Genomic DNA, 25,555 nt, shown 5'->3' with positions numbered 1-25,555 from the left:
CGGCGATGAGGATCGTGCTCGCCGGAGCGACCGGGACGCTCAGCTCCGAACTGGTGCCGAGTCTGCTCGCCGCAGGCCACGAGATCGTCGGCCTCACCCGGACGACATCCGGAGCGCAGCGGCTCCGCACCGCCGGGGTCACCCCCGTGGTGACCGACGTGATGGCCGCCGATGCCCTCCTCACCGCACTCGACGGGCACACCGCGGACGCGGTGATCCACCAGGCCACCGCCATCACCCGGACGCCTGCCTTCCACCGCGACCTGCACCCCACCGATGCGTTGCGCGACGTCGGCACCCGGAACCTGCTGCACGCCGCGAAGCGGCTCGGCGCGCGCAGGTTCATCACCCAGTCGTTCTTCCTCGGCTACGGCTGGCGCGACCACGGTCCGGGCCTCCTCACCGAAGAGCACCCGTACGCCGAGCCGGAACGCGGCCCCTTCGGGCACCACCTGCGGTCGCTGCGGTCCAATGAGGACCAGGTGCTCGGGTCGCCGGATCTCGAAGGGATCGCCCTGCGCTACGGCCTGTTCTACGGGCCCGAGCCGGCCACCCGGAAGATGCTGGAGCTGACCAGGAAGCGGCAGCTGCCCATCCCCCGCCCGGCCGCGACCCTGCATCCGATCCACATCGCCGATGCCGCCTCCGCCACGGTCGCCGCACTCGAGCGCGGCCGAGCGGGCCAGGCGTACAACATCGTCGACGACCAGCCCGTCGACATGGGCGACTACCTGGCCGCGTTGGCCGAGACCGCAGGGGCACCGCCGCCGCGCCGGGTCCCGGGCTGGCTGTTCCGGGCCGTGCCCTACATGCACTCCCTGCTGGTCGGCACCCGCATCGGGCTCGACAACAGCAAGGCCAAGCGCGAGCTGGGCTGGGCCCCGGAGTACCCGACCTACCGGGACGGCCTGCCGTCAACAGTGGACCGCTGAACCGCCTCCCCGGATTCGGTGCCGCTCGCCCGGATCCGGGCCGAGCGGGCGGAAAATGACGTGCGCCGGGCATCGGCATCGCGCTACGGTCTGCACACCGCCGATCACCCAGCCACCGCGGAGCACACCATGCCCGGCGAACACCTCACCGAGGTCCGAATCGGGATCTACGCGACCCCGGACGATGCCGCCAGGATCACCGAGGAATGCGGCGCAGTGCTGCGCGAGAGCGGTGTGGCGCACGAACTTTCGCTCACCGGACCGGAGCGGACGCCAGCGGGAAGAGATATGGCGATCTCCGAGGTCTACGACGAGCTGCCCGAGCAGTGGCGACTCCAGCACCCGGCCGCTGATCCGGGCTCTCGGCACATCCACGAGATCAGCATCGGCCTGGTGACCGCCCACCCGGAGACCACCCCGATCCGCGATGCGCTCACGCGCGTCATCTGCCCGGACCCCGAGCACTCGAGCCCTTGCCCGATTCCCTGGTCATCGAGCTCCGAGGAGGCCGGGAAGCAGAGGTACGGGCATCTGCTCCGGCGTTGAAAGCCACCGCCGGTCCGATCAGCGGTTCATGGCCGGCGGACATCGTGCGGCGCGGGACACCAGGTACCGCAACGCCACCAGGTGGACCGGGATGAGGAACAGGCGGACGAGCCGGCTCGCGTGCCGGAAGTGCTCGACGAAAGTGGCGACCACCAGGGAATCCGGCCGAACCCGCACTACCAGGTTCGCCCGCAGACCGACCTTCCAGAGCACTTCGAGGCGGATCCAGTCGGCTTCCCGCGCGCCGATCTTCCACCCGAGCACGTGAGCCGAGGACGATGCCAGGCCGAGTTGTGCGCCGAACATCGACCAACCGGCTCGGAGGAAAGCGCGGACGGGCACCGGCGCGGACTCCAGCAGCTCGCGGGCCCACTGCTCAGCACTGCTCACGCCGTCACCGAGGCGGACCGTGAACGCGTCCTGGTAATCGACCCTGCGCAGCGCACTGCGCTCCCGGACATCATCGGGCGGCGCTATTTTTCGCGGGCCCGGGCTCACCCCGACGTTCGTCACCACAACACCCACCTGTCTCGCAGAGACCCGCGCAACGACTAATGGACAACTGTCAATTAGCGTAGGAGCGCTACTGGACACACGTCAACTAAGATGACCAGCGTGGGAACACGACGGCGGTTGATGCCGGACGAACGGCGCGGTGAGCTGCTCGACATCGGCGCGCAGCTGTTCGCCTCGCACCCCTACGACGAGGTGCGGATGGAACAGGTCGCGGAGCTGGCCGGGGTGTCGCGGGCCAACCTGTACCGCTACTTCGCGAGCAAGCGCGACCTGTTCGCCGCCATCTACCGGCGGGCAGCCGACGAGCTGCTGGCGACGGCCGCGGTCGACCCGACCGGACCGGTGTTCGAACAGGTGTCGGCGGGCCTCGATGCGCACCTCGACTACTTCATCGCCAATCGGCAGACCGTGCTGACGGCCAACCGCACCCTGTCCGGCGACCCGATGATCCAAGCGATCATCTCCGACGAGATGGCTCAGCTCCGGCAGCGCATCCTCGACTCGTCCGAGCTGAACGGGCTGCGCCGGGAGGCCGCGTCGGCGGCACTGCACGCCTGGCTGGTGTTCGTGCGCGCGATCTGCGTGGAATGGCTGGCCAACGAGACCTTCTCGCGCGACGAACTACGCGAGATCTGCCTCGGCGCGCTGCGGGGCGCTTTGGGATCTGCCCCCGAGTCGGAGCGGACCTGACCGTTCGCGGCACCACCGGCGCATGTGGTCAGGAACACGACCGCACCGAGTTCCGGTGAATCAGTTGGCACCATTGGCATTCCGCGGGCGCCCCGGCGCGCTCGCGCAGAGGCGACCCGGTGCCGTCCGAAGCGCTGCGAGCAGGTCATTAGGCTGTGCAGGTGGCCCGTCCACGATTCACGGCGAAGGGACTCCGGTGAACGCTCCAGCATCGACCGTCGAAGAGCTGACCACCCAGCGCGATCGCGCCCAGCAGGACCACGCGGCCCTGGTCGCGCGCGGCCTGAAGCTGGACCTCACCCGGGGCAAGCCGTCGCCGCGCCAGCTCGACCTCGCCGACGACCTGGTGGACCTGCAGGGCCCGCTGACCTCCGCCGCGGGCACCGACCTGCGCAACTACGGCGGGTTGCAGGGCCTGCCCGAGCTGCGCGCGATCTTCAGCGACGAGCTGCAGGTGCCGGTGGAGCAGCTGCTGGCGGCGGGGAACTCCAGCCTCGAACTCATGCACGACGCGCTCGTCTTCGCGCAGCTCGGCGCCCTCCCCGGTGCCCAGCGCCGCTGGGTGGACGAGCCCGAGATCGCCTTCCTGTGCCCGGTGCCCGGCTACGACCGGCACTTCGCGCTCTGCGAGCGGTTCGGCATCAAGATGATCCAGGTCCCGATGACCCCGGACGGCCCGGACATGGACGTCGTCGAGCGCCTCGTCGCCGAGGACCCGAAGGTGAAGGGCATCTGGTGCGTGCCCAAGTACAGCAACCCGGACGGCACCGTCTACTCCGACGAGACCGTGCGCCGCTTGGCCGCCATGCCGACCGCCGCCCCGGACTTCCGGATCTTCTGGGACAACGCCTACGCGGTGCACCACCTCACCGACGAGGCCGCTGAGATCGCCGACCTGCTCGCACTGTGCGCCGAGCACGGCAACGCCGACCGCGCGTTCGTCTTCGGCTCCACCTCGAAGATCACCTTCGCGGGCGGTGGCGTCGCCTTCTTCGGCTCCTCCCCCGCCAACATCGAGTGGTGGCTGGCCGCCACTGCCAAGCGCAGCATCGGCCCGGACAAGATCAACCAGCTCCGGCACGTGCGCTTCCTCCGCGACGCCGAGGGCCTGCGCGAGCACATGCGCAAGCACGCCGCGCTGATCCGCCCGAAGTTCGACGCGGTCGACAAGATCCTCACCGCCGAACTGGACGGCACCGGGCTCGCCTCGTGGACCAAGCCGGCGGGCGGCTACTTCATCAGCCTGCAGGTCCCCGAGGGCTGCGCCCGCGCGGTGGTCGCGAAGGCCAAGGAGGCGGGCATCGCCCTCACCCCGGCCGGTGCGACCCACCCCTACGGCGACGACCCGACCGACAGCGTGATCCGCATCGCGCCGACCTACCCGGACCAGGCTGAGCTCGAAGAGGCCATCACCGGCCTGACCACCTGCGTCCGCCTCGTCGGCACGGAGAAGCTCCTCGCCGACCGCCAGAGCTGACCGGCAGCAGGCCGTGACGAGGACCACGCCGCCACGGCCGCTCGACGTCACCTCGGCGTTCCCCGAGCTGCGTCCGCTGGCCCGGCGGGCGGTGCGCCTGCACCCCCGCCGCGGTCGGCCGACGCGTTTCGAGAGCTCGGTAGGCGGTCCGCTGCTCTGGCCCGCCAACGAGGACTGGCCGGTCTGCACCGCAGCGCACGACGGCTGGGAGAAGCCCGTATCGCTGGAGGACCTCCGCAGTCGCCGCGCACTGCTGGAACAGGCCTGGCTCCGCCCGCGGCCGCCCGGGCAGAACCTGCTGTCCGCCGAGGAAGCTGCGCACCTGGCGGCGCTGGAGGAAGGCCACGCTGAGCACGCCGGGCCGAACGCACTGCTTCCCGTCGCCCAGCTCTACCTGCGCGACGTCCCGGGATTGACCGGCCCCGCGGGGGCCGACGTGCTCCAGGTCCTGTGGTGCCCGCTCGATCACGTCGAAACGTCGATGCCCGCCGTCCACCTCGTGTGGCGGACCGCCGCGGACGTGGTCGATCCGCTCGACGTGCCTCCCGAGCCCGTCGATGTGGATCGTGACGGCAGCTACGTCCCGGAGCCCTGCGCCGTGCACCCGGAGATCGTCACCGAATACCCGAGTCCGCTGGAACTCCCGGCCGAACTGGCGAACCGGCTCCACGAGTGGAGCAGCACGGCGAACTGCCACTACCAGTACGAGTTGTCCGTCGCTCCCGGTTGGAAGGTCGGCGGCTGGGCACCGTGGAGCTTCTGCGATCCCTGGCCCATGCACTGCACCGACTGCGGCGCGGAACTCCAGCCGCTGCTGACCATCAGTTCCGATGAGTGGGACGGCGGCAACGAAAGCTGGATTCCCCTCGAAGACCGGACACCGCACCCTGGGCCGGTGGGACTCCGCGAGCCGTCCAATCCGCCGATGGTGCTGATCGGCCGCGGCTACAACATGCAGATCTACCGCTGCCCGAAGTCGCCCGAGCACTCGGTCCTGGCGAACATGCAGTAGCGGTCGGGTGATCCGCCAGCCAGCGCCTGCAGCTCGACCTCGTGCGGGTTCGAACCACCCTCGCCCGAAGAACCGCGCTCCGTGGGCGAACCCGGGCTACGCGGGCAGTTCGACCACCTTGGCCGCGGCCCAGAAGAAGACCTTCGGATCACCCAGGCCGGACTCCGTGAGCCAGTCGGCTGCCGACCGGGCCTGCTCCTCGTCCTGGATCAGGCCCCAGCGCCCAGGCCGGACGCCGGTAGCGCGGCCGACATCGCGGACGAGGCCGCCGAGGCAGGTCCAGGTGTGCCAGATCCCGCTGTCGTACCCGACGAGTTCGAACCCGAGCACCCGGCCCCCGGGAACCGGCTCCTGCCGGACCAGCCGCTCCGGCAGGCTGCCCGCCGCGCGCTCCCAGCCGCTGGCCGTGATGTCGGTGAGCAATTCCGGGAGATCCGGCACCGCGAAACCCACGCCGAGCACGTGCAGGTCGGCCCGCACTTCCCGGGCACGTCCGCGCCTGGCCGATTCCACGTCCTCGAACCAGTCGTCCCAGGTGTCCGGGCCGACGTCGAGCAAGTCCGCCACGCAGCTGCTCATCGACACCAGCTCGGTGTCCGGCAGGCTGACGTCCTGCCAGTCCTGCCGGACATCCCGTGATGCAACGCGATACCCCGCGAGCGCGTAATCGATGACCATGAAACAAGTTTCCCATGCAGGACAAGCGAATTCCGCGCACCGCTTCCACGAAGGGAGTTCCAGTCCGATGTGGAACGAAAACGCGGAGATCCCGGAGCACTGGCAATATCAGCACAACGAGAAGAAATTCGCTGCCGCGGGACATCGCGCCAGCGGCACCCGAGCTGTTCGGCCCACTCCGGCGTGCCACCGCACACCTCGGCGACTTCGCGGGGATCCCTCGCCAGCAGGCGCGCGAGGATCTCCGCCGCCTCGGTTTCCCGATCTGCTGGGGAGACCCGCCGCACGATCCTGAACTGCAACCACGGACCGACCTTGCCCGCCTGACGCGGGTGGGAGAAGCAGAGGGTCAACCAGGCCCGGGTCAAGGGGTAGGAATGCACACCCACGAACCCGCAGTCCCACCGCTCGAACCGTTCGTCGTGACGCTCGAGTTCCTGCTGCAGCAACCGCGCCACGGTGCAGGCAGGCCACTCCCAGCTCCGATCCGCGCTGGCCCGTTCAACCTCCGCCGCGTACTGCTGCGCACCGAACCGGAACTCGGACAGGCTTGTTTCCGGGGCGGCAGGATCGCGCCAACCGGACCAGACGACGCCATCGCGTCGAATCGTCACGTAGATCGCACCACAGCACTCCTCGGTGCACTTGGCTAATGCCAGCCGCACCTCACGTGGCTCAGCACTCGCCACAAGCGGACCGTCCGGCCCAGCAGCGTTCGCGGGGACTCAGCCGGTTCCATCGGCAAACCGAGTGCGACGACGTCCACTCCGTCGACGATCGGACGCACCTCGACCGCGCCCTCCGCCCCGAGCTCGGGAACGACGATCGCAGGGCGAGCTGATTGAGCTCACCTGCCACCTCACCAGCATCCGCGCCACGGCAGTCGCGACGCCACTGAGTTTCTGCGGCGCTGGAGACGCGGGAAGGGGAGCCGACCGAGTGGCCGACTCCCCTTCCGCTGCACCTTCGCTTCAGGTGCTCACTCTTCCGTTGTGCTCAGCTGGTTCCGGCTCAGCTGCAGCCGGAGGTGGAGCCGCAGCCCTCGCAGAGGTAGCACGAGCCCGACGGGCGCATCTTCGTGCCGCAGGTCATGCACAGCGGGGCGTCCGCCGCCTTGCCCAGGCGGAGCTCCAGCAGCTCGGTCGAGCTGCCCGCACGCGGCGCCTCCTCGGGCTGCTCCTGCCGCGAGTAGTCCACAGTGGAGCGCAGCGTGTCCAGGTGGACCTCGCTCGGCTGCTCGGCCGGGGCCACATCGGTGCCGTTGACCTGCGCCTCCCGCTCATCGACGGTGAAGATGCCCAGCTGGGCGCGCTTCTCGTAGGGCAGGTAGTCCAGCGCCAGGCGGCGGAACAGGTAGTCCAGCACGCTGCTGGCCATCCGGACGTCCGGGTCATCGGTCATCCCGGCCGGCTCGAACCGCAGGTTCTGGAACTTGGAGACGTAGAACTCCAGCGGGATGCCGTACTGCAGACCCACCGAGATCGACATCGAGAAGGCGTCCATGACGCCCGCCAGGGTCGAACCCTGCTTGCCGAGCTTGACGAAGATCTCGCCCAGGCCGTCGTCCGGGTACGAACCGGCGTGCAGGTAGCCCTCGGCACCGCCCACGGTGAACGAGACCGTCTGGCTCGGCCGCTTCTTCGGAAGCCGCTTGCGGACCGGGCGGTACTCGATCTGCTTCTCGACCTCCTTCTCCTTCTCGGCCTTGCCGCCCTTGCCCGCGGACAGCGGCTGACCCACCTTGCAGTTGTCGCGGTAGATCGCCAGCGCCTTCAGGCCCAGCTTCCAGCCCTCGAAGTAGAGCTGCTCGACCTCTTCGACGGTCGCCGCCTCCGGCATGTTCACCGTCTTGGAGATGGCGCCCGAGATGAACGGCTGCACCGCGGCCATCATCCGCACGTGGCCCATCGGGGCGATCGAACGCTCGCCCATCGCGCAGTCGAAGACCTCGTAGTGCTCCGGGCGCAGCCCCGGCGCGTCGACCACGTGGCCGTGCTCGGCGATGTACTCGACGACCGCCTCGATCTGCTCGTCCTGGTAGCCCAGCGCCTGCAGCGCCCGCGGCACCGTCTGGTTGACGATCTGCATGGAGCCGCCGCCGACCAGCTTCTTGAACTTGACCAGCGCCAGGTCCGGCTCGATGCCGGTCGTGTCGCAGTCCATCATCAGGCCGATGGTCCCGGTCGGGGCCAGCACCGACGCCTGCGCGTTGCGCCAGCCGTTGCGGGCACCGATCTCCAGACCGTCCTGCCACACCTTCGTCGCCAGCTTGTGCACGGTGGCGTCGTTGCGGTGGTAGGTGCGGACCAGGTCGTTGGCCGCCGCGTGCTTGCGCATCACGCGCTGGTGCGCCTCGGCGTTGCGGGCGTAACCCTCGTACGGGCCGACCACACCGGCCAGCTCGGCCGACCGCTTGTAGGCGGTACCGGTCATCAGCGAGGTGATCGCCGCCGCCAGGGCGCGGCCGCCGTCCGAGTCGTAGGCGTGACCGGTGGCCATCAGCAGCGCACCCAGGTTCGCGTAGCCGATGCCCAGCTGGCGGAACTTGCGGGTGGTGATGCCGATGGACTCGGTCGGGAAGTCCGCGAAGGAGATCGAGATGTCCATCGCGGTGATGACGAACTCGACGGCCTTCTCGAACAGCTCCGCGTCGAAGGTCAGGTCGTCGCGCAGGAACTTCATCAGGTTCAGCGAGGCCAGGTTGCAGCTGGAGTTGTCCAGGTGCATGTACTCCGAGCACGGGTTGGACGCGGTGATCCGACCGGTCTCCGGCGAGGTGTGCCAGTCGTTGATCGTGTCGTCGTACTGGATGCCCGGGTCGGCGCACTCCCAAGCGGCGTGCGCCATCTTGCGGAACAGGTCGCGGGCCTGGACCGACTCCAGCACCTCACCGGTCATGCGGGCGCGCAGCCCGAACTTGCCGTCGCTCTCCACCGCGCGCATGAACTCGTCGGAGACGCGCACCGAGTTGTTCGCGTTCTGGTACTGCACCGAGTTGGAGTCGGCACCGCCGAGGTCCATGTCGAAACCGGCGTCGCGCAGCGCGCGGATCTTGTGCTCCTCGCGCGCCTTGGTCTCGATGAACTCCTCGATGTCCGGGTGGTCGACGTCCAGCACGACCATCTTCGCCGCGCGGCGGGTCGCACCACCGGACTTGATGGTGCCCGCCGAGGCGTCCGCACCGCGCATGAACGAAACCGGACCGGAGGCGGTGCCGCCCGAGGACAGCAGCTCGCGCGAGGAGCGGATGCGGGACAGGTTCAGCCCGGCGCCGGAACCGCCCTTGAAGATCAGGCCCTCTTCCTTGTACCAGTCGAGGATCGACTCCATCGTGTCGTCGACGGACAGGATGAAGCAGGCCGAGACCTGCTGGCGCGAGCTGGTTCCGACGTTGAACCACACCGGCGAGTTGAAGCTGAACACCTGGTGCATCAGCATCCAGGTCAGCTCGTGCTCGAAGATCTCCGCGTCGGCGTCGGTGGCGAAGTAGCCGTGCTCGACGCCGGCGGCGACGTAGGTCTTGACGACCCGGTCGATGAGCTGCCGGAGGCTGCTCTCCCGCTCGTCGGTGCCCACCGCACCGCGGAAGTACTTGCTGGTGACGATGTTGACCGCGTTCAGCGACCAGAAGTCGGGGAACTCGACGCCGCGCTGCTCGAAGTTGACCGACCCGTCCCGCCAGTTGGTCATCACCACATCGCGGCGCTCCCACTTGACCTCGTCGTACGGGTGCACCCCCTCGGTGGTGTAGACGCGCTGCACCCGGATGCCCTCGCGAGCACCTGCTTCCGGCTCCCCCGCTGCGCCGGCCGGGCTACCGACGGTCTCTGTCATGACCTGACCCTCTTCCTTGTCACTCGCTCGTCGTGCTTCGTCGGCCCCGTCCGGGCTCCCCGTCCGGTTCGGTCGTGGCTGTCCTTCCAGCTGCTCCCCCGTTCGGGGCGCCTGCTGGCGTCTTGCGTTTCCGGCGCTGCGGCGAACCGCACGCCGACGGGCCTTACTCACGGTCGCTCTCCGCACCGGCCCGCGCGGCTTCGCGCGCCGCGCGCAGGTCGGCGATCTCCTTCTCGAAGTCCTCCACCGAGGAGTACGCCCGGTACACGCTGGCGAAGCGCAGGTAGGCGACCTCGTCCAGCTCGCGCAGCGGTCCGAGGATCGCCAGGCCGACCTCGTGGCTGGGCAGTTCGGCCACGCCGAGGGACCGGACGGTCTCCTCCACCTGGTGCGCCAGCTGCTGCAGCGCGTCCTCCTCGACCGGACGGCCCTGGCACGCGCGGCGCACGCCGCGCACCACCTTCTCCCGGCTGAAGGGCTCGGTGACGCCGGAGCGCTTGACCACCGACAGCACCAGCTCCTCGATGGTCGTGAAGCGCCGACCGCACGTCGAGCACGATCGCCTGCGCCGGATCGCCTGGCCTTCCTCGACCTCGCGCGAGTCGACGACCCTGGAGTCCTCCCCGCGACAGAATGGGCACCGCACCGGCACTCACCCCCCTTCCCCAGTTCGCCGCCACCCGCCCCGCGGCAGTCGACGACCACTCACGCTCCGTGGGTGCGCGAACACCTTACAAGCCCAACCTGTGGACTAAATACACGGACGTAACTACTAGATGTTGTGGTCGACTCTAAACCGCGCCCCATCGCGGCGCAAACCCGGGAGGGGCTTCGGAACGGCGTGTCCGACCCCCTGCGGAAACGCCCAGGTCGCCGAGCCCGAGGAGATCCGGACCGCCCCGCCGGACGACGGGTCAGCCGGACACCGGGACCAGCAGCAGGTGCCCCGCCGGGGCGGACGCGGCGTCGGGACCGTTGAGCTCCGCGATCCGGGCCACCACCGCTCGCGGGTCGCTGTTCGGCGCCACCCGGTCGGCGATTCCCCACAGAGTGTCACCCGGCAGTACCTCAACCAGCGCCGTACCGCCGGCCATCGGCGCGTCGCGAACGCCGAACAACCCCACCAGCATGACAATGAGGAAAGTGAAGATCGCCACCGAGGTCAGCCAAAGCCATTCGCCGCTGCGGCCCGTCCGGACGCGGACGGCCGCGGGCTGCGCCGCACCCTCGCCGACCAGCCGTCGCTCGCCGTCGCGAGGCCGGGCCACCTCGGCCGGATCGTCCACCCGCCGCCGGGCGGCCGACCGCCGCTCGACCTGGCGCGTCCGCCCCGCCGCATCGATGAACGTGGTCATGCCGCCTCCCGCACCGCGAACCATGATCGAATAGATGTTCGATCGAACCTGCGTGCGATTGTGTACCAGGAGTGCGCCACAGCGCGATACCCGGGGCGAAAATTAACTCGAACAGGTGTTTGATCTCCGCGTTTTGCGCGTCTACTGTGGAAACCGGGCGGACCGAACGGCCCCCGTGATCAGCACCGCAGTTCAGACGGACAGGAGGCAGCGGTGGCGAGCAATGCGACCGGCTCGATCAAGGGCCGGGTACACGACGTCAAGGATTCCCAGGCCGACGTGCACACCCTGCCCGAACAGGCCCGCGGGACCGAGGAGCTCAGCGATCGGCAGCTCCGGGTGCTGGAGGCCATCCGCAAGTGGATGCGCGAGCACGGCTATCCGCCGAGCGTCCGGGAGATCGGGGACGCCGTCGGGCTCACCTCGACCTCCTCGGTCGCCTACCAGCTCCGCGTGCTGGAGCGGAAGGGCTACCTGCGCCGGGACCCGCACCGGCCGCGCACCGTGGGCGTGCTGGTCGGCGGTGAGCCGGAGCTGGAGGAATCCGGTCAGGTCAAGCCGGCCTACGTGCCCGTGGTGGGCCGCATCGCGGCCGGCGGGCCGATCCTGGCCGAGGAATCGATCGAGGACGTCTTCCCGCTGCCGAAGGAGATCGTCGGCGACGGGACGCTGTTCCTGCTCAAGGTCGTCGGCGATTCGATGGTCGACCTGGCCATCACCGACGGTGACTGGGTCGCGGTGCGCCAGCAGCCGGACGCCGAGAACGGCGACGTGGTGGCCGCGATGATCGACGGCGAAGCGACGGTGAAGACCTTCAAGCGCACCGACGAGCACGTCTGGCTGCTGCCGCACAACACCGCCTACGAGCCGATCCTGGGCGATGACGCGGCGATCCTCGGCAAGGTGGTCGCGGTCCTGCGCCGGCTCTGAGGCCGGCCGACCGCGGCAGCGGATCTTCCCGCGGCGCCGAGCGGCCCTGGTACCGGGTTCGGGGAAGCCCGGTCAGCGGTTGCGGCGCAGTCGGCCCGCGAGGAAGACGATCAGCCCGGCCAGCACGGCGGCGAACAGCAGTGTCTGGCCGGTCGATGCGCCGGTCCCACCGGCGGGCTCAGCCCCGTCGACGGGCTTCGAGGGTTGTTCGGCGTCCTCGGCCGGCGCAGTGGTGCTTTCGGCCAGCAGTCCCGCCGCTCCCGGGATGCGGCGGACGGGTTCGTGGCCTTCGGACGCGGACAGCAGGGTGCCGTCGGGCTCCCAGGCGATCGCTTCGCCCTGCGGCTCGTTCGGCAGCGGGATGTGCAGCGGCTCCCGCTGGAGCGCGGCTGCCACGTCGCCGTCCGGTGCGCTGTAGAGATGGACATCGGTGTAGGTGCGGATCGCGATGGCCGTGCCGTCGTGGCTCACCGAACCTCCGGTCACCAGCGTCGAGCCGAAGCTCCCGGAGAGCGGGCCGCCCGGTGTCTTGGTCGCGCGCACCGTCACCGAGCCCACCCGCTCCAGCGGTACGGTCCGCTCGGCGTCCAGCGGTTCGGCGGGCCGGTAGACGCCAGCCCTCCCCAGTGGTTCCTTGGTGACGATGAAGGGCACGCCCGCCCGGTCGAGCAGCAGCGCTTCCGCATCGTGCGCGCCGTCCGGGTAGGCCAGCCGGTGCAGGGTGAGACCACCGCCCGGCGAAATCACGTGCAACGCGATCGTGTCGCGGCGGCGACGGTTGTCACCGATGTCGGCCAGCCAGAGCGATCCGTCGCGGCCCAGCGCGAGATCTTCCACGTCGTACGGATCGTTCGACCCGGTGCGGACGTCGCGGACCGAGCAGTCGGCCGGATCCAGGACGTGGACGCGCAGCGAGCGGCCACCGTCGTTGACGGCGTACCAGGCCCGGCCATCGGAGGCCAAGCCCGAGAGCTCGTCCAGGCGCTCGTCCTGGATCCGGCACTGCTCGACCGGTTGTGGCGCGGCTGCTGGTGCCGCCGCGGCGGCGCCGGGCGTCACCAGCAGCAGTGCGGCGGCAACCGCACCGACAGCGCTCACTCCTTCCCGGTGAACGGCTCCAGCGCGCTGGCCAGGTCGGGTCGGACCTTGGCCTGCAGGCGGGTGCCGTCCGGGGTGTGCTCCTCGTCGACGACCTCGCCCTCGGTGTGGACGCGCGCGACGAGCTCGCCGCGGGTGTAGGGCACCAGTGCGTCGACGAAGACGTCCGGGCGGGGCAGCCGGTCGGCGATGACCTCGCGAAGCTCGGCCACGCCCACACCGCTGTGCGCGGAGACGAACACCGCGTCCGGCATCAGCCGGCGCAGCTCGGCGATGCGCGTCTCGTCCACCGAGTCGATCTTGTTCACCACCAGCAGTTCCGGCGGCATCCCCGACTCGTGCTCGTCGCCGATCTCGTTGAGCACCTCGCGCACCGCCGCGACCTGGTCGTGCGGCGCGGCCTCGGAGCCGTCCACGACGTGCACCAGCAGATCCGCGCCGCTGACCTCCTCCAGCGTGGAGCGGAAGGCCTCCACCAGCTGGTGCGGCAGGTGGCGCACGAAACCGACCGTGTCGGTCAGCGTGTAGGGGCGCCCGTCCGGGGTGGTGGACCGCCGGGTGGTGGGGTCCAGGGTGGCGAACAGCGCGTCCTCCACCAGCACACCGGCACCGGTCAACGCGTTGAGCAGGCTGGACTTGCCCGCGTTGGTGTAACCGGCGATGGCCACGCCCGGCACTTCGTTGGCCTCCCGGCGCCCGCGCTTGGTGCCGCGCACCGTGCGCATCGCGGCCAGGTCCTTGCGCAGCTTGCTGATGCGCTTGTGGATGCGCCGCCGGTCGGTCTCCAGCTTGGTCTCACCAGGACCTCGGGTACCGACGCCGCCGTTGGCCCCGGCGCGGCCACCGGCCTGCCGGGACATCGTCTCGCCCCAACCGCGCAGGCGCGGCAGGAAGTACTGCAGCTGGGCCAGCTCCACCTGCGCCTTGCCCTCCTTGGAGCGGGCGTGCTGGGCGAAGATGTCCAGGATCAACGCGGTCCGGTCGACCACCTTGACCTTGAGCTTCTCCTCCAGCTGGCGCAGCTGGCCGGGCGAGAGCTCACCGTCGCAGATCACGGTGTCGGCACCGGTCGAGACGACGATGTCGCGGAGTTCGAGCACCTTGCCGGAGCCGATGTAGGTCCCGGGATCCGGCTTGTCGCGGCGCTGGATGAGACCCTCCAGCACCTCCGAACCAGCGGTCTCGGCCAGGCGGGCCAGCTCGGTCAGCGAGGCATCGGCGTGCGCGGCATCGCCGTCGGTCCAGACGCCGACCAGCACCACCCGTTCCAGGCGGAGCTGGCGGTATTCGACCTCGGTGATGTCCGCGAGCTCGGTGGACAACCCCGCGATCCGCCGCAGCGACGCGCGCTCGGCGAGCTCCATCTCACCCGTGGACGGCTCGACGGAGGGAATGGCTTCGTATTCGTCGGCTTCGACCACGTCGTGGTCGAGCTCGGCGGATCGGGTCAAAGAATTTTTCATATCGAGTCCATTGTCCCACGGCTCGCGACCCATTTTCACGCCTCGAACCCGCGGTGACCCGTTTGCGCCCGTGCGAAGGGCACCACCGGCCCTACGCGTTCTGCCACCAGTCCAGGTCGAGGTGCCCGCGGGCGACCAGGACCGCGGGGCCGGTGAGCGTGGCGGTCGTCGGCGTGACGTCCACCTCGACGATGCCGCCTGGGATGTGCACCACTCGGCGCCCGGTGTCCGCACCGGCCGCGCGCAGCGCCGCCACCGCCGCGGCGACCGTGCCGGTCCCGCAGGAGCGGGTCTCCCCGACGCCGCGCTCGTACACGCGCATCTGCACGTGGTCGCCGTCGAGCGGGCGGACGAACTCGACGTTCACGCCGTTCGGGAACAGGTCGGGGTCGTGCGGCGGCCGGGTCTCCAGGTCGAGGCCTTCGAGATCGGCATCGCTCACGCAGGCCAGGTGCGGGTTGCCGACGTCGACGGCGACTCCGCTGAAGGTGCGGCCCGAGGCGCTGGTGGTGGACTCCCCGAAGATCTTCGCCGCACCCATGTCGACGGTCACCTGCCCGTCCTCGCGGATCCGGACCGGGCGCACGCCCGCGCGGGTGCCCACCGGCAGCTCGCCCGCGGTGACCAGCCCGGCGTCGGCGAGGTAGCGGGCGAACACCCGCACGCCGTTGCCGCACATCTCGGCGATCGAACCGTCGGCGTTGCGGTAGTCCATGAACCACACGTCCGCCGGGACGTCGGCGGGGGCGTCCGGCAGCGCACCGGCGCGGACCACCCGCAGCACGCCGTCCGCGCCGAGACCGCGGCGGCGATCGCACAGCGCCCGCACGCGTTCGTCGGTCAGCTCCAGCGCGCCGTCCGGGTCGGGCAGGATGACGAAGTCGTTCTGGGTGCCGTGACCCTTGATGAACTCGGGTCCCTGAGAAGTGCGCACGTCGTCGAGTCTACGGAGCGAGCGCGGCCCGGACGTCGGAGACCAGGGCCGGGTCGGCGGCGTCGAACCAGCGGATCCGGGAGTCGCGGCGGAACCAGGAGCGCTGCCGCCGGACGAAGCGGCGGGTGAGCTTGGCGGTCTCCGCCGCCGCGACCGCCATGTCCTCGTCGCCGTCGAGCTCGGCCAGCACCTGCTGGTAGCCGAGGGCCCGGCTGGCGGTGCGCCCCTCGCGCAACCCGATCTCGGCCAGCCGGCGGACTTCCTCGACCAGCCCCGTGTCGAACATGCGGGTCACCCGGCGGTCGACGCGCTCGTCGAGGTCTTCGACCGGGCGGTCCAGGCCCAGCAGCACCGCGCCGTAGCGCGGCGGACCGGGCTTCGGCAGGTTCGCCGAGAACGGTTTCCCGGTGATCTCGATGACCTCCAGCGCCCGCACGATGCGCCGCCCGTTGCTGGTCAGGATGGCCGCTGCGGCGGCCGGGTCCAGCTCCGCCAGCCGCTGGTGCAGCGCCGCGGGGCCGACCTGCTCCAGTTCCGCTTCGTACTTGCGCCGGACCGCCGCGTCGGTGCCGGGGAAGGTGAGGTCGTCGATCACCGCCTGCACGTAGAGGCCGGAGCCGCCGACCAGGATCGGGGTGCGGTCCCTGGCCAGGACGTCCTCCACGGCGGCGCGGGCGTGCCGCTGGTAGGCCGCCACCGATGCGGTCTCGGTGACGTGCAGGACGTCGAGCTGGTGGTGCGGGACGCCCTGTCGCTCGGTCTCGGTGAGTTTGGCGGTGCCGATGTCCATCCCCTGGTAGAGCTGCATGGCATCGGCGTTGACCACTTCGCCGCCGAGCTCCTGCGCGAGTTCCACGGCCAGGTCCGACTTGCCGGTTGCGGTGGGGCCGACGATCGCCACCAGATGGGGGAGGCACTGCACCCCTCGACCCTAGTTCCTGGCCTTCGACCTGCCGGATCAGGCCGTGGGTGCGGACGCCGCGGACGTGCCGCCGGCCGGAACCGCCCAGCGCGACCCCAGATCCCGCCGACAACGCCCTTCACCGAGCTGGACGGCATCGGCGTCAGGGCTGCCTGGTCCAGGTCGCGACGTGGTAGGTGACGCCGTACGGGGTCGCCGAGTAGAGGAGCTCGCCGCGCCAGGTTCCGCCGGTGGCCGCCACCACCCCGGGCAGGACCTGGAGCGCGGCGCGGCCCTCGACGCCGAGTTCGGCGCACAGCAGCGGATCCAGGGCCTGCAGCTGTGCGGTGTCGACCTCGGCGAGCGCCGTGCGGATCTGCTCGTCGAGCCCGCTCGCGCGCTCGTCGGGCGGGTGGGGCGAGCGCTCGTCGGAGCAGTTCGTGCCGTCCGCCAGCACGAGCAGGCCGACGGATTCCGCCGCCAGCGACTCCCCCAGCCGCCTGCTCTCCGCGGCCGGCGTGTCCGGCGCGAGCAGGTGCACCGGGGCGGACCGGGCGCCGGCCTGTTCCCGCAGCAGACCGGTGATCAGGGCTGGTAGCGGGAGTTCCGGGTCCGGCGTGGCGGTTTCGCCCAGCGTCACCCGGACGTCCACGCCGAAGCCCTCGAACGTGCCCGCCGTGGCCGGGCCCAGCACGACCGGACCCGTCCGTTCTACGCCAACGGCCACCCATTCGGCTGCACGTTCAGTCAGACTGGACACGGCGCGCGAACAGGCGCCCCGCAAGCGCGCGGTTTCCGCATCGGCACGCACGGTCAGCGCGGGAACCAGCAACGGCGGGTACGGCACCACAGCGATACAGGCGATCACATCCGTGCACGGTAGAGGCACTGGCGAATGGCACCGAGACCGGCGGCGACGCGGGCTTGCCCACCCCTGCCCGCTGCGCCCGAACAGGTGCTTGATGACAATGAAGCCGTGCAGGTCACCGGATCGCCGCTGGTGGTTCACCGCTGCTCCGGCGCGTCGATTTCGCGGCGGAGTACCGATTCACGCCCTGACCTGTTTGAATGCGCCAGCGGAGGCCGGACCGCCGATGGGTTCGGGTCGCCGCTTGCTGGGCCCCGTCCATTCGGGGCGCCCGTGCCTGGCACGGGCATCGGAGCGGGCACGCAAGGAGGAAGCCGGCCATGACGCACCAGGACACGACCCCCGAGCCGGTCGCTGACAAGGCGACCGAGGACTCGACCACCGGCACCACCGGGTCAGCCGCGGTCGCGCCCGCGGTGCCGACCGCGTCCACCGATCCCACCAAGTGGGGGCGGGTGGACGCCGACGGCACGGTTTACGTCCGCACCGCCGAGGGCGAGCGGGCGATCGGCTCCTGGCAAGCCGGTGACGCCGCCGAGGGCCTGGCCCTCTACGCCCGCAAGTTCGACGACCTGCTCACCGAGGTGGAGCTGCTGGAGACCCGGCTGCGCACCCACGCGGGCGACCCGAAGCACACCCTGACCAACGCCAAGCACCTGCACGAATCGCTGGCCGAGGCCGCGGTCATCGGTGATCTCGCGGCGCTCAACGCCCGCATCGAGCACCTGCTGGTGCGGGCCGAGCAGGCCGTCGAGGGCGCGAAGCACGAGAAGGAGCAGGCCCGCGCGGACGCGATCGCGCGCAAGGAAGCGCTGGTCGCCGAGGCCGAGCAGATCGCGGCCGAGGCCACCCACTGGAAGAGCGCGGGCGATCGGCTGCGGGAGATCCTGGAGGAGTGGAAGAAGGTCCGCGGCGTCGACCGCAAGACCGACGAGCAGCTGTGGCGGCGCTTCTCCAAGGCGCGCGACGCGTTCAGCCGCCGCCGGGGCTCGCACTTCGCCGAGCTCGACCGGCAGCGCGCGGCCGCCAAGGCCCACAAGCAGGAGCTCGTCGAGGAAGCGGAGTCGCTGACCGAGTCCACCGACTGGGGCGAGACGGCGAACCGCTACAAGCAGCTGATGGCGGAGTGGAAGGCGGCCGGGCGGGCGCCCAAGGACAGCGATGACGCGCTGTGGCAGCGGTTCCGCGCCGCTCAGGACCGGTTCTTCAGCCGCCGCTCGGAGGCGTTCTCCGAACGCGACGCCGAGTTCGCCGCGAACGCGAAGCTGAAGGATGAGCTGCTCGTCGAGGCCGAGCAGATCGACCCGTCGACCGACCTGAAGGCCGCCCAGGCGCACCTGCACCGGATCCAGGAGCGGTGGGACGAGATCGGCAAGGTGCCGCGCGAGCGGATGCGCGATCTGGAGGGCCGGCTGCGGGCGGTGGCCGACAAGGTCCGCAACGCCGCGGACGCGCAGTGGCGGCGCACCGACCCGGAGGCGCAGGCCAGGGTCGACCAGTTCCGCGAGCGGGTCGAGCAGTTCGAGGCGCAGGCCGAGAAGGCGCGCGCCGCGGGCGATGAGCGCCGCGCCAAGAAGGCGCAGGAGCAGGCCGACCAGTGGCGGGAGTGGCTGTCGGCCGCCGAGCAGGCGATCGCCAGCAGGTAGCGGATGCGAGAAGGGCCCCTCCGGCACGAGGCGGAGGGGCCCTTCTCGACGTTCGGCGTCAGTCCCTGGACCAGATGACCTTGATCCACTGGACGGCCAGGACGACCATGCAGGCCGCCGCGATGATCAGGCCGAGCGCCGGGCCGTGCTGACCGCTGGTCTGGCGGGACCAGATCGCGATCACGCCTTCGAAGGCCACCACCAGCCCGGCCATGCCCGCCACGAAGGCGAACAGCCAGCGGCGGGTGATCAGCGCCAGCGCGCCGACGCCGAGCCCGACAACGGTGGAGTTGACCGCGAACAGCCACGGCAGCAGGCCGATCTTGAGCGCCGGGTCCGCCTGACCGGTCAGCACCTCCCAGCCTGCGGCGTCACCGGCCCAGGGCAGCATCGCGGAGACGACCAGCACCAGCATCACCGGAGCGATCACCATCGCGCGGGAGCCGGGGTCGATGCGGCGCAGCCAGGCCCGCTGCTGACGCTGCTCCTCGGCCTCGCTCATCATCACTTCCTGCACTCCGCTCAACACGCACATCCCTGTTCGGCGATCGGCTGCGGGGCCGGGGCCCCGAAGGACGGCAGGCCGAGCGTGACGCCCGAGGTCTTCGGCCGCACGCCCTCCTCCCAGTGGTCACCCGCCCGGGTGCGCCGGTGCGAGCTGATGTCGGTGTCGGCGACCAGGTGGTGCGGGGCGGCGCGGGTGATGGTGGTGTGCACGACGTCGCCGGGCCGGATCTCGCGGTCGACGGCGCCGGTCGGCGTGAAGTGCACCAGCCGCCCGTCGCGGGCGCGGCCGGAGAGCCGGTGGGTCTCCGCGTCCTTGCGGCCCTCGCCCTCGGCGACCAGCAGTTCCACCGGGCGTCCGACGAGGTTCTTGTTCTCCGCCCAGGAGATCTCGTTCTGCAGCTCGATCAGCCGGTCGTAGCGCTGCTGGACGACCTCCTTCGGCAGCTGGTCGGGCAGCTCGGCGGCGGGCGTGCCGGGGCGCTTGGAGTACTGGAAGGTGAACGCGCTGGAGAACCGGGCCTGCCGGACGACCTCCAGCGTCGCCTCGAAGTCCTCCTCGGTCTCGCCCGGGAAGCCGACGATGATGTCGGTGGTGATGGCCGCGTCCGGCATCGCCTCGCGCACGTTGCGCAGGATGTTCAGGTACCGCTCGGAGCGGTAGGAGCGGCGCATCGCCTTGAGGATCCGGTCGGAGCCGGACTGCAGCGGCATGTGCAGCTGCGGGCACACGTTCGGCGTCGCGGCCATCGCCTCGATCACGTCGTCGGTGAAGTCGCGCGGGTGCGGCGAGGTGAAGCGGACCCGCTCCAGGCCCTCGATCTCCCCGCAGGAGCGCAGCAGCTTGCCGAACGCGAAGCGGTCGCCGAACTCGACGCCGTAGGCGTTGACGTTCTGCCCGAGCAGCGTCACCTCCAGCACGCCCTCGGAGACCAGGGCCTGCACCTCGGCGAGGATCTCGCCCGGCCTGCGGTCCTTCTCCTTGCCGCGCAGCGCGGGCACGATGCAGAACGTGCAGGTGTTGTTGCAGCCGACCGACACCGACACCCAGCCCGAGTAGGCCGACTCGCGGCGCGCCGGGAGCGTGGAGGGGAAGACGTCGAGCGCTTCGAGGATCTCGACCTCGGCCTCCTCGTTGTGCCGGGCGCGCTCCAGCAGCGTCGGCAGCGAACCGAGGTTGTGGGTGCCGAAGACGACGTCCACCCACGGGGCCCGCTTGACGATCGTGTCGCGGTCCTTCTGCGCCAGGCAGCCGCCCACCGCGATCTGCATGTTCGGGTTGCGGTCCTTGGCCGGGCGCATGTGGCCGAGGGTGCCGTAGAGGCGGTTGTCCGCGTTCTCCCGCACCGCGCAGGTGTTGAACACGACCACGTCGGCGTCACCCGAACCGGCGCGCTCGTACCCGGCGTCCTCCAGCATGCCCGCGAGCCGCTCCGAATCGTGCACGTTCATCTGGCAGCCGAAGGTTCGGATCTCGTACGTCCTCGTGCTCACCGTTCCACGGTAGCGCCTGGTCAGATCGCGGATTCACCCGCCCGGCGAGCAGGTCGCGGGCAGTTTCGCTACCGAGCGTCAGTAATCACCCACGAAAAGCGACTGCGGAGCGTAACCTAGTTGCAACATGCCTTGGTCCGTTCCGTCTGGACTATCCCCCAAATGAGGCTTAAGTTTCGGCCAACGAATCCACTTTGACGCGTTCAGGAGTTCGAATGACCGCAGCTTCCACGGACACACCGATGATCCGGATGTCCGCGGTCGACAAGTACTTCGGTTCCTTGCACGTGCTGCGGGAGATCGACCTGGAGGTCCCCCGCGGGCAGGTCGTGGTGGTGCTCGGACCGTCCGGGTCGGGCAAGTCGACGTTGTGCCGCGCGATCAACCGGCTGGAGCCGATCAACTCGGGCAGCATCGAGATCGACGGCGTTCCGCTGCCCGCCGAGGGCCGGGCGCTGGCCGAGCTGCGCTCCGACGTCGGCATGGTGTTCCAGCAGTTCAACCTGTTCGCGCACAAGACGATCCTGGAGAACGTGACGCTGGGGCCGATCAAGGTCCGCAAGCAGAGCAAGGAGGCGGCGCGGGAGACCGCGTTGCAGCTGCTGGAGCGGGTCGGCATCGCGAACCAGGCGGATAAGTACCCGGCGCAGCTCTCCGGTGGCCAGCAGCAGCGCGTCGCGATCGCGCGGGCGCTGGCGATGAAGCCGAAGGTGATGCTGTTCGACGAGCCCACCTCGGCGCTGGACCCGGAGATGGTCAACGAGGTCCTGGACGTCATGACCGACCTCGCGGCCGAGGGGATGACCATGCTGGTCGTCACCCACGAGATGGGCTTCGCGCGCCGTGCCGCGCACCGGGTGCTCTTCATGGCCGACGGCGAGGTGGTCGAGGACGCCGCGCCGGACGCGTTCTTCGACGACCCGAAGAGCGACCGCGCCAAGGACTTCCTCGGCAAGATCCTCACCCACTGAGTGCCCACTGCGTAGAAAGGCAGAGGTAATGCGAGCCAAGAAGATGCGGTTGGTGACCGTGCTGGCCGCCTCGCTGGCGCTGGCCCTGACCGGCTGCGGCCGGGAAGGCGCCCCCGGCGGCGGTGAACCGCAGGTCCAGCAGGACGTCGCGCAGAACGTGCAGGTCGAGGGATCGCCCACGTTCGACCGGATGAAGCAGAAGGGCCGCGTCACGATCGGCGTCAAGGAGGACCAGCCGGGGCTGGGCTTCCGCGACCCGGTGACCAACCAGTACTCCGGCTTCGACATCGAGATCGCCCGGCTGATCGCCGCGCAGCTCGGCTTCGACCCGAACACGCAGATCGACTACAAGCCGATCCCGTCGACCTCGCGCGAGCAGGCGCTCTCCACCGGTGAGGTCGACTACTACGTCGGCACCTACACCATCAACGACAAGCGCAAGGAGCAGGTCGGCTTCGCCGGGCCGTACTACATGGCGGGTCAGGACCTGCTGGTGCGCGCCGACAACACCGACATCACCGGCAAGGAATCGCTCAAGGGCAAGAAGGTCTGCTCGGCGACCGGATCGACCCCGATCCAGAAGGTCAAGAGCGAGCAGCTGACCGAGCCGCAGAACATCGTCGAGTTCCAGCGCTACTCCGAGTGCGTCCAGCAGCTGCTCGACGGTCAGATCGACGCCGTCACCACCGACGACGCGATCCTGAAGGGCTACGCGGCCCAGGACCCGGACAAGCTGAAGGTCGTCGGCAAGGTCTTCTCCGAGGAGCCCTACGGCGTCGGCCTGTCCCGCGAGGACAACGCGCTGCGCGCCAAGGTCAACGACATCCTGGAGCAGGCCGCGACCAGCGGCGAGTGGAAGCGCGTCTACGACGCGACCCTCGGCAAGTCGGGCAGCACCGCTGAGCCGCCCAAGGTCGACCGCTACTGATCCGTCATCGGGTGCCCGGGGCCGTGCGCGGTCCCGGGCACCCGATTCCTCCTGGAGTACGCATTGTTCGACATCTTGGTGGAGTACGGCGACGTCCTCGCCAGGGGTTTCCTCAACACCATCAAACTCTTCCTGCTCTCCGCGGTGGGGTCGCTGGTGCTGGGCACGCTCCTGGCCACGATGCGGGTCAGCCCGATCCCGGCGCTGCGGGCGGTCGGCACCGGGTACGTGACGCTGCTGCGCAACACCCCGCTGACGCTGGTGTTCTTCTTCTTCGTCTTCGCCTACCCCAAGCTGGAGCTCGTCCAGTTCCCGTTCTTCACCGCCGCGGTGATCGCTCTGACGATCTACACCTCCGCCTTCGTCTGCGAGGTGCTGCGCGCGGGGATCAACACCGTTCCGGTCGGTCAGGCCGAGGCGGCGCGCTCCATCGGGCTGGGCTTCGGCCAGTCGCTGACCAACGTGATCCTGCCGCAGGCGTTCCGCGCCACGGTCCCGCCGCTGGTCAGCGTGCTGATCGCGCTGCTGAAGAACACCACGGTCGCGGCCGGGTTCAGCGTGAACGAGGTCGGCGCGGTCATCCCGTTCCTCAACGAGCAGGGTGAGCCGACGCTGAACGCCTTCGTGTGGATCGCCGTCGGGTTCCTGATCCTGGTCATCCCGCTGACCCTGGTGCAGCGCAGCTTCGAGAAACGGTGGAGCGTGTCCCGATGAGCAGCGTCCTGTTCGACACCCCCGGTCCGCGCGCCCGCGCGCGCAACCGGCTGATCAGCATCGTCAGCTCCCTCGTGGTGCTGGGCCTGCTGGGCTACGTGGTGCTGCGCTTCTACGCCACCGGGCAGTTCGACGCCAGCAAGTGGGAGTGGCTGCTCTACGAGCAGATCCAGGTGGAGCTGCTCGGCGCGCTGTGGAACACCGTCCGCGCGTTCCTGATGGGCGCGCTGCTGGCGCTGGCCTTCGGCGCGGTGTTCGCGCTCGGCCGGCTCTCCGACCACAAGTGGATCCGGCTGCCGTCCGCGGCGATCGTGGAGCTGTTCCGCGCGATCCCGCTGGTCGTGCTGATCTTCTTCCTGTACTACGCGGCGCCGACGCTGGGCGTGAACTTCGGCCAGTACTGGTCGGTCGTGCTCGGCCTGACGCTGTACAACGGCTCGGTGCTGGCCGAGGTGTTCCGCGCCGGTGTGGCCGCCCTGCCGAAGGGGCAGACGGAGGCCGCCTACTCCATCGGCATGCGCAAGAACCAGGTCATGCGGACCGTGGTGCTGCCGCAGGCGGTGCGCATGATGCTGCCCGCGATCGTCAGCCAGCTGGTGGTGCTGCTCAAGGACAGCGCGCTCGGCTTCCTGATCACCTACCAGGAGCTGCTGTACTACGCGCGCTACCTCGGCGGCATCCCGACGCTGGACCGGCCGATCATCCCGGTCAGCCTGGTGGTGGCGGCGATCTACATCTCGATGTGCCTGCTGCTGACGTGGTTCGCCACCTACCTGGACCGGCGCAACCGCCGGACCAAGAAGACCAAGCAGCTGGCCCCGGCCGCCAAGCCGCTGGCGGAGACCACCGTCGGCGACTGAGCACTGCCGCACGAGGAGGGCATCGCCGGAAGACCGGCGGTGCCCTCCTCCGTCTTACGGGCCGGTGGACGCCCAGCGATCACGGGAGCGCAGTCCGGGCCCACCGTGCTAGGCTGGGTCCCACTACATCCCCCACGCCTCTCCACGATGCGCACTTGGGGGATTTTCTCTGCCCTTGGCCGGGAGGAGCGGCGATGCCCCGAGCGCAGCGGGCTCGCGGCGCTCTCCGCTACACCAAGCCGCCGCTGGCCCTCGACGAGCTCGTCGGTCGCCTCGCCGATCGCGGCTTGCAGGTCCCCGCCCCGGACAGGGCCGGCCGGTACCTGCGGCACATCGGCTACTACCGGCTCTCGCCGTACACGATCCCGTTCCAGCAGGGGCGGCCCGACCACCTCTTCCGGGAGGGCACGGCGTTCGACGACGTGGTCGACCTCTACGTGTTCGACCGCGCGCTGCGCCTGCTCGTCATGGACGCCCTGGAGCGGGTCGAGGTCGCCGTTCGCGCCGCGCTCACCGACCACATGTCGACGAGGTACGACGATCCGCACTGGTACGTGGACGCATCGCACTTCCGGCACCGCGACAAGCACGCGGGGCTCCTGCGGATCGTCCGGGCCACCTGCGACGAGCGGCTGCGCGGATCGCCGGACGCCGGGGAGGACTCGCTGGTCCACCGGTCCGCTCTCGAGCACTACCTGACGACCTACGGCTCGCCCGAGCTGCCGCCTTCCTGGCTCATGGTGGAGACCCTGACCATCGGGCAGCTGACCAGCGCGTACCGCAACCTGGGCCGACGATCGGACAGGACCGCGGTCGCGGCGAGCATCGGCCTGACCGCGACGGTGCTGGAGTCCTGGATGCAGACCTACGTCCGCGTGCGCAACATCTGCGCGCACCACGGGCGGCTGTGGAACGTCGGTCTCGGCGTCTATCCCGCGATCCCGACGTCACCCGCGATCTCGTGGTTGCAGGGGACGGACGCCCTGCCGGAACGTTCGCGGAAACGCCTGTACCCGGTCCTCGTGTCGCTGCAGTCCGTGCTCGACTCGGTGTCGCCGCGCAGCACCTGGGCTCAGCGGCTGCACGATCTCCTCGACGCGCGCCCGGCGATGAACCTCTCGGGGATGGGAATCCCCGAGAATTGGGCGGAAGACGCCTTCTGGAGTCGGCACATCTCGTGATGCGCGGTTCGAGCTGCCGCCCG

The 25,555-nt window shown here is 70.0% G+C and carries 24 protein-coding genes; 12 read left to right on the top strand and 12 right to left on the bottom strand.

What is annotated here, in order from left to right:
- Nucleotides 1-5 precede the first annotated feature (5 nt).
- Complete coding sequence (locus C4T78_RS23560) at nt 6-932, top strand: NAD-dependent epimerase/dehydratase family protein (protein ID WP_093355207.1); 927 nt, start codon at nt 6-8, stop codon at nt 930-932.
- A 129-nt stretch (nt 933-1,061) separates the two neighbouring features.
- Complete coding sequence (locus C4T78_RS23555; protein ID WP_143185927.1) at nt 1,062-1,478, top strand: hypothetical protein; 417 nt, start codon at nt 1,062-1,064, stop codon at nt 1,476-1,478.
- A gap of 18 nt (nt 1,479-1,496) precedes the next feature.
- Here the strand turns inward: C4T78_RS23555 and C4T78_RS23550 are convergent, their stop codons facing one another.
- Nucleotides 1,497-1,991, bottom strand: coding sequence for a hypothetical protein (locus C4T78_RS23550; RefSeq protein WP_143185930.1), 495 nt, complete (start codon nt 1,989-1,991; stop codon nt 1,497-1,499).
- A 93-nt stretch (nt 1,992-2,084) separates the two neighbouring features.
- Here C4T78_RS23550 and C4T78_RS23545 point away from each other — a divergent pair, with 93 nt between their 5' ends.
- The 3 genes from C4T78_RS23545 to C4T78_RS23535 all read left to right on the top strand — a co-directional run bounded on the left by C4T78_RS23545 (nt 2,085) and on the right by C4T78_RS23535 (nt 5,173).
- Nucleotides 2,085-2,684: a TetR/AcrR family transcriptional regulator gene (locus C4T78_RS23545; protein ID WP_177247675.1), complete on the top strand. Its 600-nt coding sequence runs from the start codon at nt 2,085-2,087 to the stop codon at nt 2,682-2,684.
- A 196-nt stretch (nt 2,685-2,880) separates the two neighbouring features.
- The gene (locus C4T78_RS23540; RefSeq protein WP_093355216.1) at nt 2,881-4,161 is read left to right on the top strand and encodes an aspartate aminotransferase type Ic; all 1,281 of its coding nucleotides are present in this window, start codon (nt 2,881-2,883) and stop codon (nt 4,159-4,161) included.
- A 13-nt stretch (nt 4,162-4,174) separates the two neighbouring features.
- Nucleotides 4,175-5,173, top strand: a complete 999-nt coding sequence (locus C4T78_RS23535) for a hypothetical protein (RefSeq protein WP_093355218.1) — start codon at nt 4,175-4,177, stop codon at nt 5,171-5,173.
- 96 nt (nt 5,174-5,269) lie between these two features.
- On the opposite strand, the gene C4T78_RS36505 is transcribed toward C4T78_RS23535, so the two are convergent.
- The 4 genes from C4T78_RS36505 to C4T78_RS37105 form a co-directional block, all read right to left on the bottom strand.
- Nucleotides 5,270-5,851, bottom strand: a complete 582-nt coding sequence (locus C4T78_RS36505) for a hypothetical protein (protein WP_177247676.1) — start codon at nt 5,849-5,851, stop codon at nt 5,270-5,272.
- A 1,011-nt stretch (nt 5,852-6,862) separates the two neighbouring features.
- Nucleotides 6,863-9,685: a vitamin B12-dependent ribonucleotide reductase gene (locus C4T78_RS23525; RefSeq protein WP_093355222.1), complete on the bottom strand. Its 2,823-nt coding sequence runs from the start codon at nt 9,683-9,685 to the stop codon at nt 6,863-6,865.
- A 163-nt stretch (nt 9,686-9,848) separates the two neighbouring features.
- A complete protein-coding gene (gene nrdR / locus C4T78_RS23520) occupies nt 9,849-10,331 on the bottom strand; it encodes a transcriptional regulator NrdR (protein WP_093157570.1) in 483 nt (160 codons plus the stop codon).
- Nucleotides 10,332-10,599: 268 nt separating this feature from the next.
- Nucleotides 10,600-11,040 carry a LysM peptidoglycan-binding domain-containing protein gene (locus C4T78_RS37105; protein WP_235863853.1) on the bottom strand — a complete coding sequence of 147 codons (441 nt, stop codon included), beginning with the start codon at nt 11,038-11,040 and terminating at the stop codon, nt 10,600-10,602.
- A gap of 213 nt (nt 11,041-11,253) precedes the next feature.
- Here C4T78_RS37105 and lexA point away from each other — a divergent pair, with 213 nt between their 5' ends.
- Entirely contained in the window at nt 11,254-11,970 is a 717-nt protein-coding gene (gene lexA / locus C4T78_RS23510) for a transcriptional repressor LexA (RefSeq protein WP_093357953.1), read from the top strand.
- A 72-nt stretch (nt 11,971-12,042) separates the two neighbouring features.
- Here lexA and C4T78_RS23505 read toward each other — a convergent pair whose 3' ends face one another.
- The 5 genes from C4T78_RS23505 to C4T78_RS23485 all read right to left on the bottom strand — a co-directional run bounded on the left by C4T78_RS23505 (nt 12,043) and on the right by C4T78_RS23485 (nt 17,093).
- Nucleotides 12,043-13,068 (bottom strand): hypothetical protein, encoded by a 1,026-nt coding sequence (locus C4T78_RS23505; RefSeq protein WP_235863852.1) that lies wholly within the window; start codon nt 13,066-13,068, stop codon nt 12,043-12,045.
- Entirely contained in the window at nt 13,065-14,531 is a 1,467-nt protein-coding gene (hflX, locus tag C4T78_RS23500; protein WP_093357952.1) for a GTPase HflX, read from the bottom strand. The genes C4T78_RS23505 and hflX overlap by 4 nt, the downstream gene beginning before the upstream one ends.
- A gap of 91 nt (nt 14,532-14,622) precedes the next feature.
- Nucleotides 14,623-15,465 (bottom strand): diaminopimelate epimerase, encoded by an 843-nt coding sequence (gene dapF / locus C4T78_RS23495; protein WP_093357951.1) that lies wholly within the window; start codon nt 15,463-15,465, stop codon nt 14,623-14,625.
- Between the two features lie 10 nt (nt 15,466-15,475).
- Nucleotides 15,476-16,387, bottom strand: coding sequence for a tRNA (adenosine(37)-N6)-dimethylallyltransferase MiaA (gene miaA / locus C4T78_RS23490; RefSeq protein ID WP_093357950.1), 912 nt, complete (start codon nt 16,385-16,387; stop codon nt 15,476-15,478).
- Nucleotides 16,388-16,529: 142 nt separating this feature from the next.
- Nucleotides 16,530-17,093: a class III extradiol ring-cleavage dioxygenase family protein gene (locus C4T78_RS23485; protein ID WP_235863851.1), complete on the bottom strand. Its 564-nt coding sequence runs from the start codon at nt 17,091-17,093 to the stop codon at nt 16,530-16,532.
- A 461-nt stretch (nt 17,094-17,554) separates the two neighbouring features.
- Between C4T78_RS23485 and C4T78_RS23480 the strand changes: the two genes are divergently transcribed.
- On the top strand, nt 17,555-18,880 hold the full coding sequence (locus tag C4T78_RS23480) for a DUF349 domain-containing protein (protein WP_093357948.1): 1,326 nt from the start codon (nt 17,555-17,557) through the stop codon (nt 18,878-18,880).
- Nucleotides 18,881-18,938: 58 nt separating this feature from the next.
- Here C4T78_RS23480 and C4T78_RS23475 read toward each other — a convergent pair whose 3' ends face one another.
- A complete protein-coding gene (locus C4T78_RS23475) occupies nt 18,939-19,397 on the bottom strand; it encodes an Rv2732c family membrane protein (protein WP_235863858.1) in 459 nt (152 codons plus the stop codon).
- Between the two features lie 5 nt (nt 19,398-19,402).
- Nucleotides 19,403-20,878, bottom strand: coding sequence for a tRNA (N6-isopentenyl adenosine(37)-C2)-methylthiotransferase MiaB (miaB, locus tag C4T78_RS23470; protein ID WP_177247803.1), 1,476 nt, complete (start codon nt 20,876-20,878; stop codon nt 19,403-19,405).
- 242 nt (nt 20,879-21,120) lie between these two features.
- On the opposite strand from miaB, the gene C4T78_RS23465 reads away from it, so the two are divergent.
- The 5 genes from C4T78_RS23465 to C4T78_RS23445 all read left to right on the top strand — a co-directional run bounded on the left by C4T78_RS23465 (nt 21,121) and on the right by C4T78_RS23445 (nt 25,532).
- A complete protein-coding gene (locus C4T78_RS23465) occupies nt 21,121-21,849 on the top strand; it encodes an amino acid ABC transporter ATP-binding protein (protein ID WP_177247804.1) in 729 nt (242 codons plus the stop codon).
- 43 nt (nt 21,850-21,892) lie between these two features.
- Nucleotides 21,893-22,777: a glutamate ABC transporter substrate-binding protein gene (locus C4T78_RS23460; RefSeq protein WP_491572069.1), complete on the top strand. Its 885-nt coding sequence runs from the start codon at nt 21,893-21,895 to the stop codon at nt 22,775-22,777.
- A 63-nt stretch (nt 22,778-22,840) separates the two neighbouring features.
- Nucleotides 22,841-23,491 carry an amino acid ABC transporter permease gene (locus C4T78_RS23455; RefSeq protein WP_093157409.1) on the top strand — a complete coding sequence of 217 codons (651 nt, stop codon included), beginning with the start codon at nt 22,841-22,843 and terminating at the stop codon, nt 23,489-23,491.
- Entirely contained in the window at nt 23,488-24,351 is an 864-nt protein-coding gene (locus C4T78_RS23450; RefSeq protein ID WP_093357944.1) for an amino acid ABC transporter permease, read from the top strand. The genes C4T78_RS23455 and C4T78_RS23450 overlap by 4 nt, the downstream gene beginning before the upstream one ends.
- A gap of 194 nt (nt 24,352-24,545) precedes the next feature.
- Nucleotides 24,546-25,532, top strand: a complete 987-nt coding sequence (locus C4T78_RS23445; protein WP_093357943.1) for an Abi family protein — start codon at nt 24,546-24,548, stop codon at nt 25,530-25,532.
- Nucleotides 25,533-25,555: the final 23 nt, after the last annotated feature.

The organism is Saccharopolyspora kobensis (assembly GCF_900108315.1).
GTDB classification, from domain to species: domain Bacteria; phylum Actinomycetota; class Actinomycetes; order Mycobacteriales; family Pseudonocardiaceae; genus Saccharopolyspora; species Saccharopolyspora kobensis.
The sequence above is the reverse complement of the archived record's forward strand: the minus strand, read 5'-3'. Positions and strand labels throughout refer to the sequence as shown.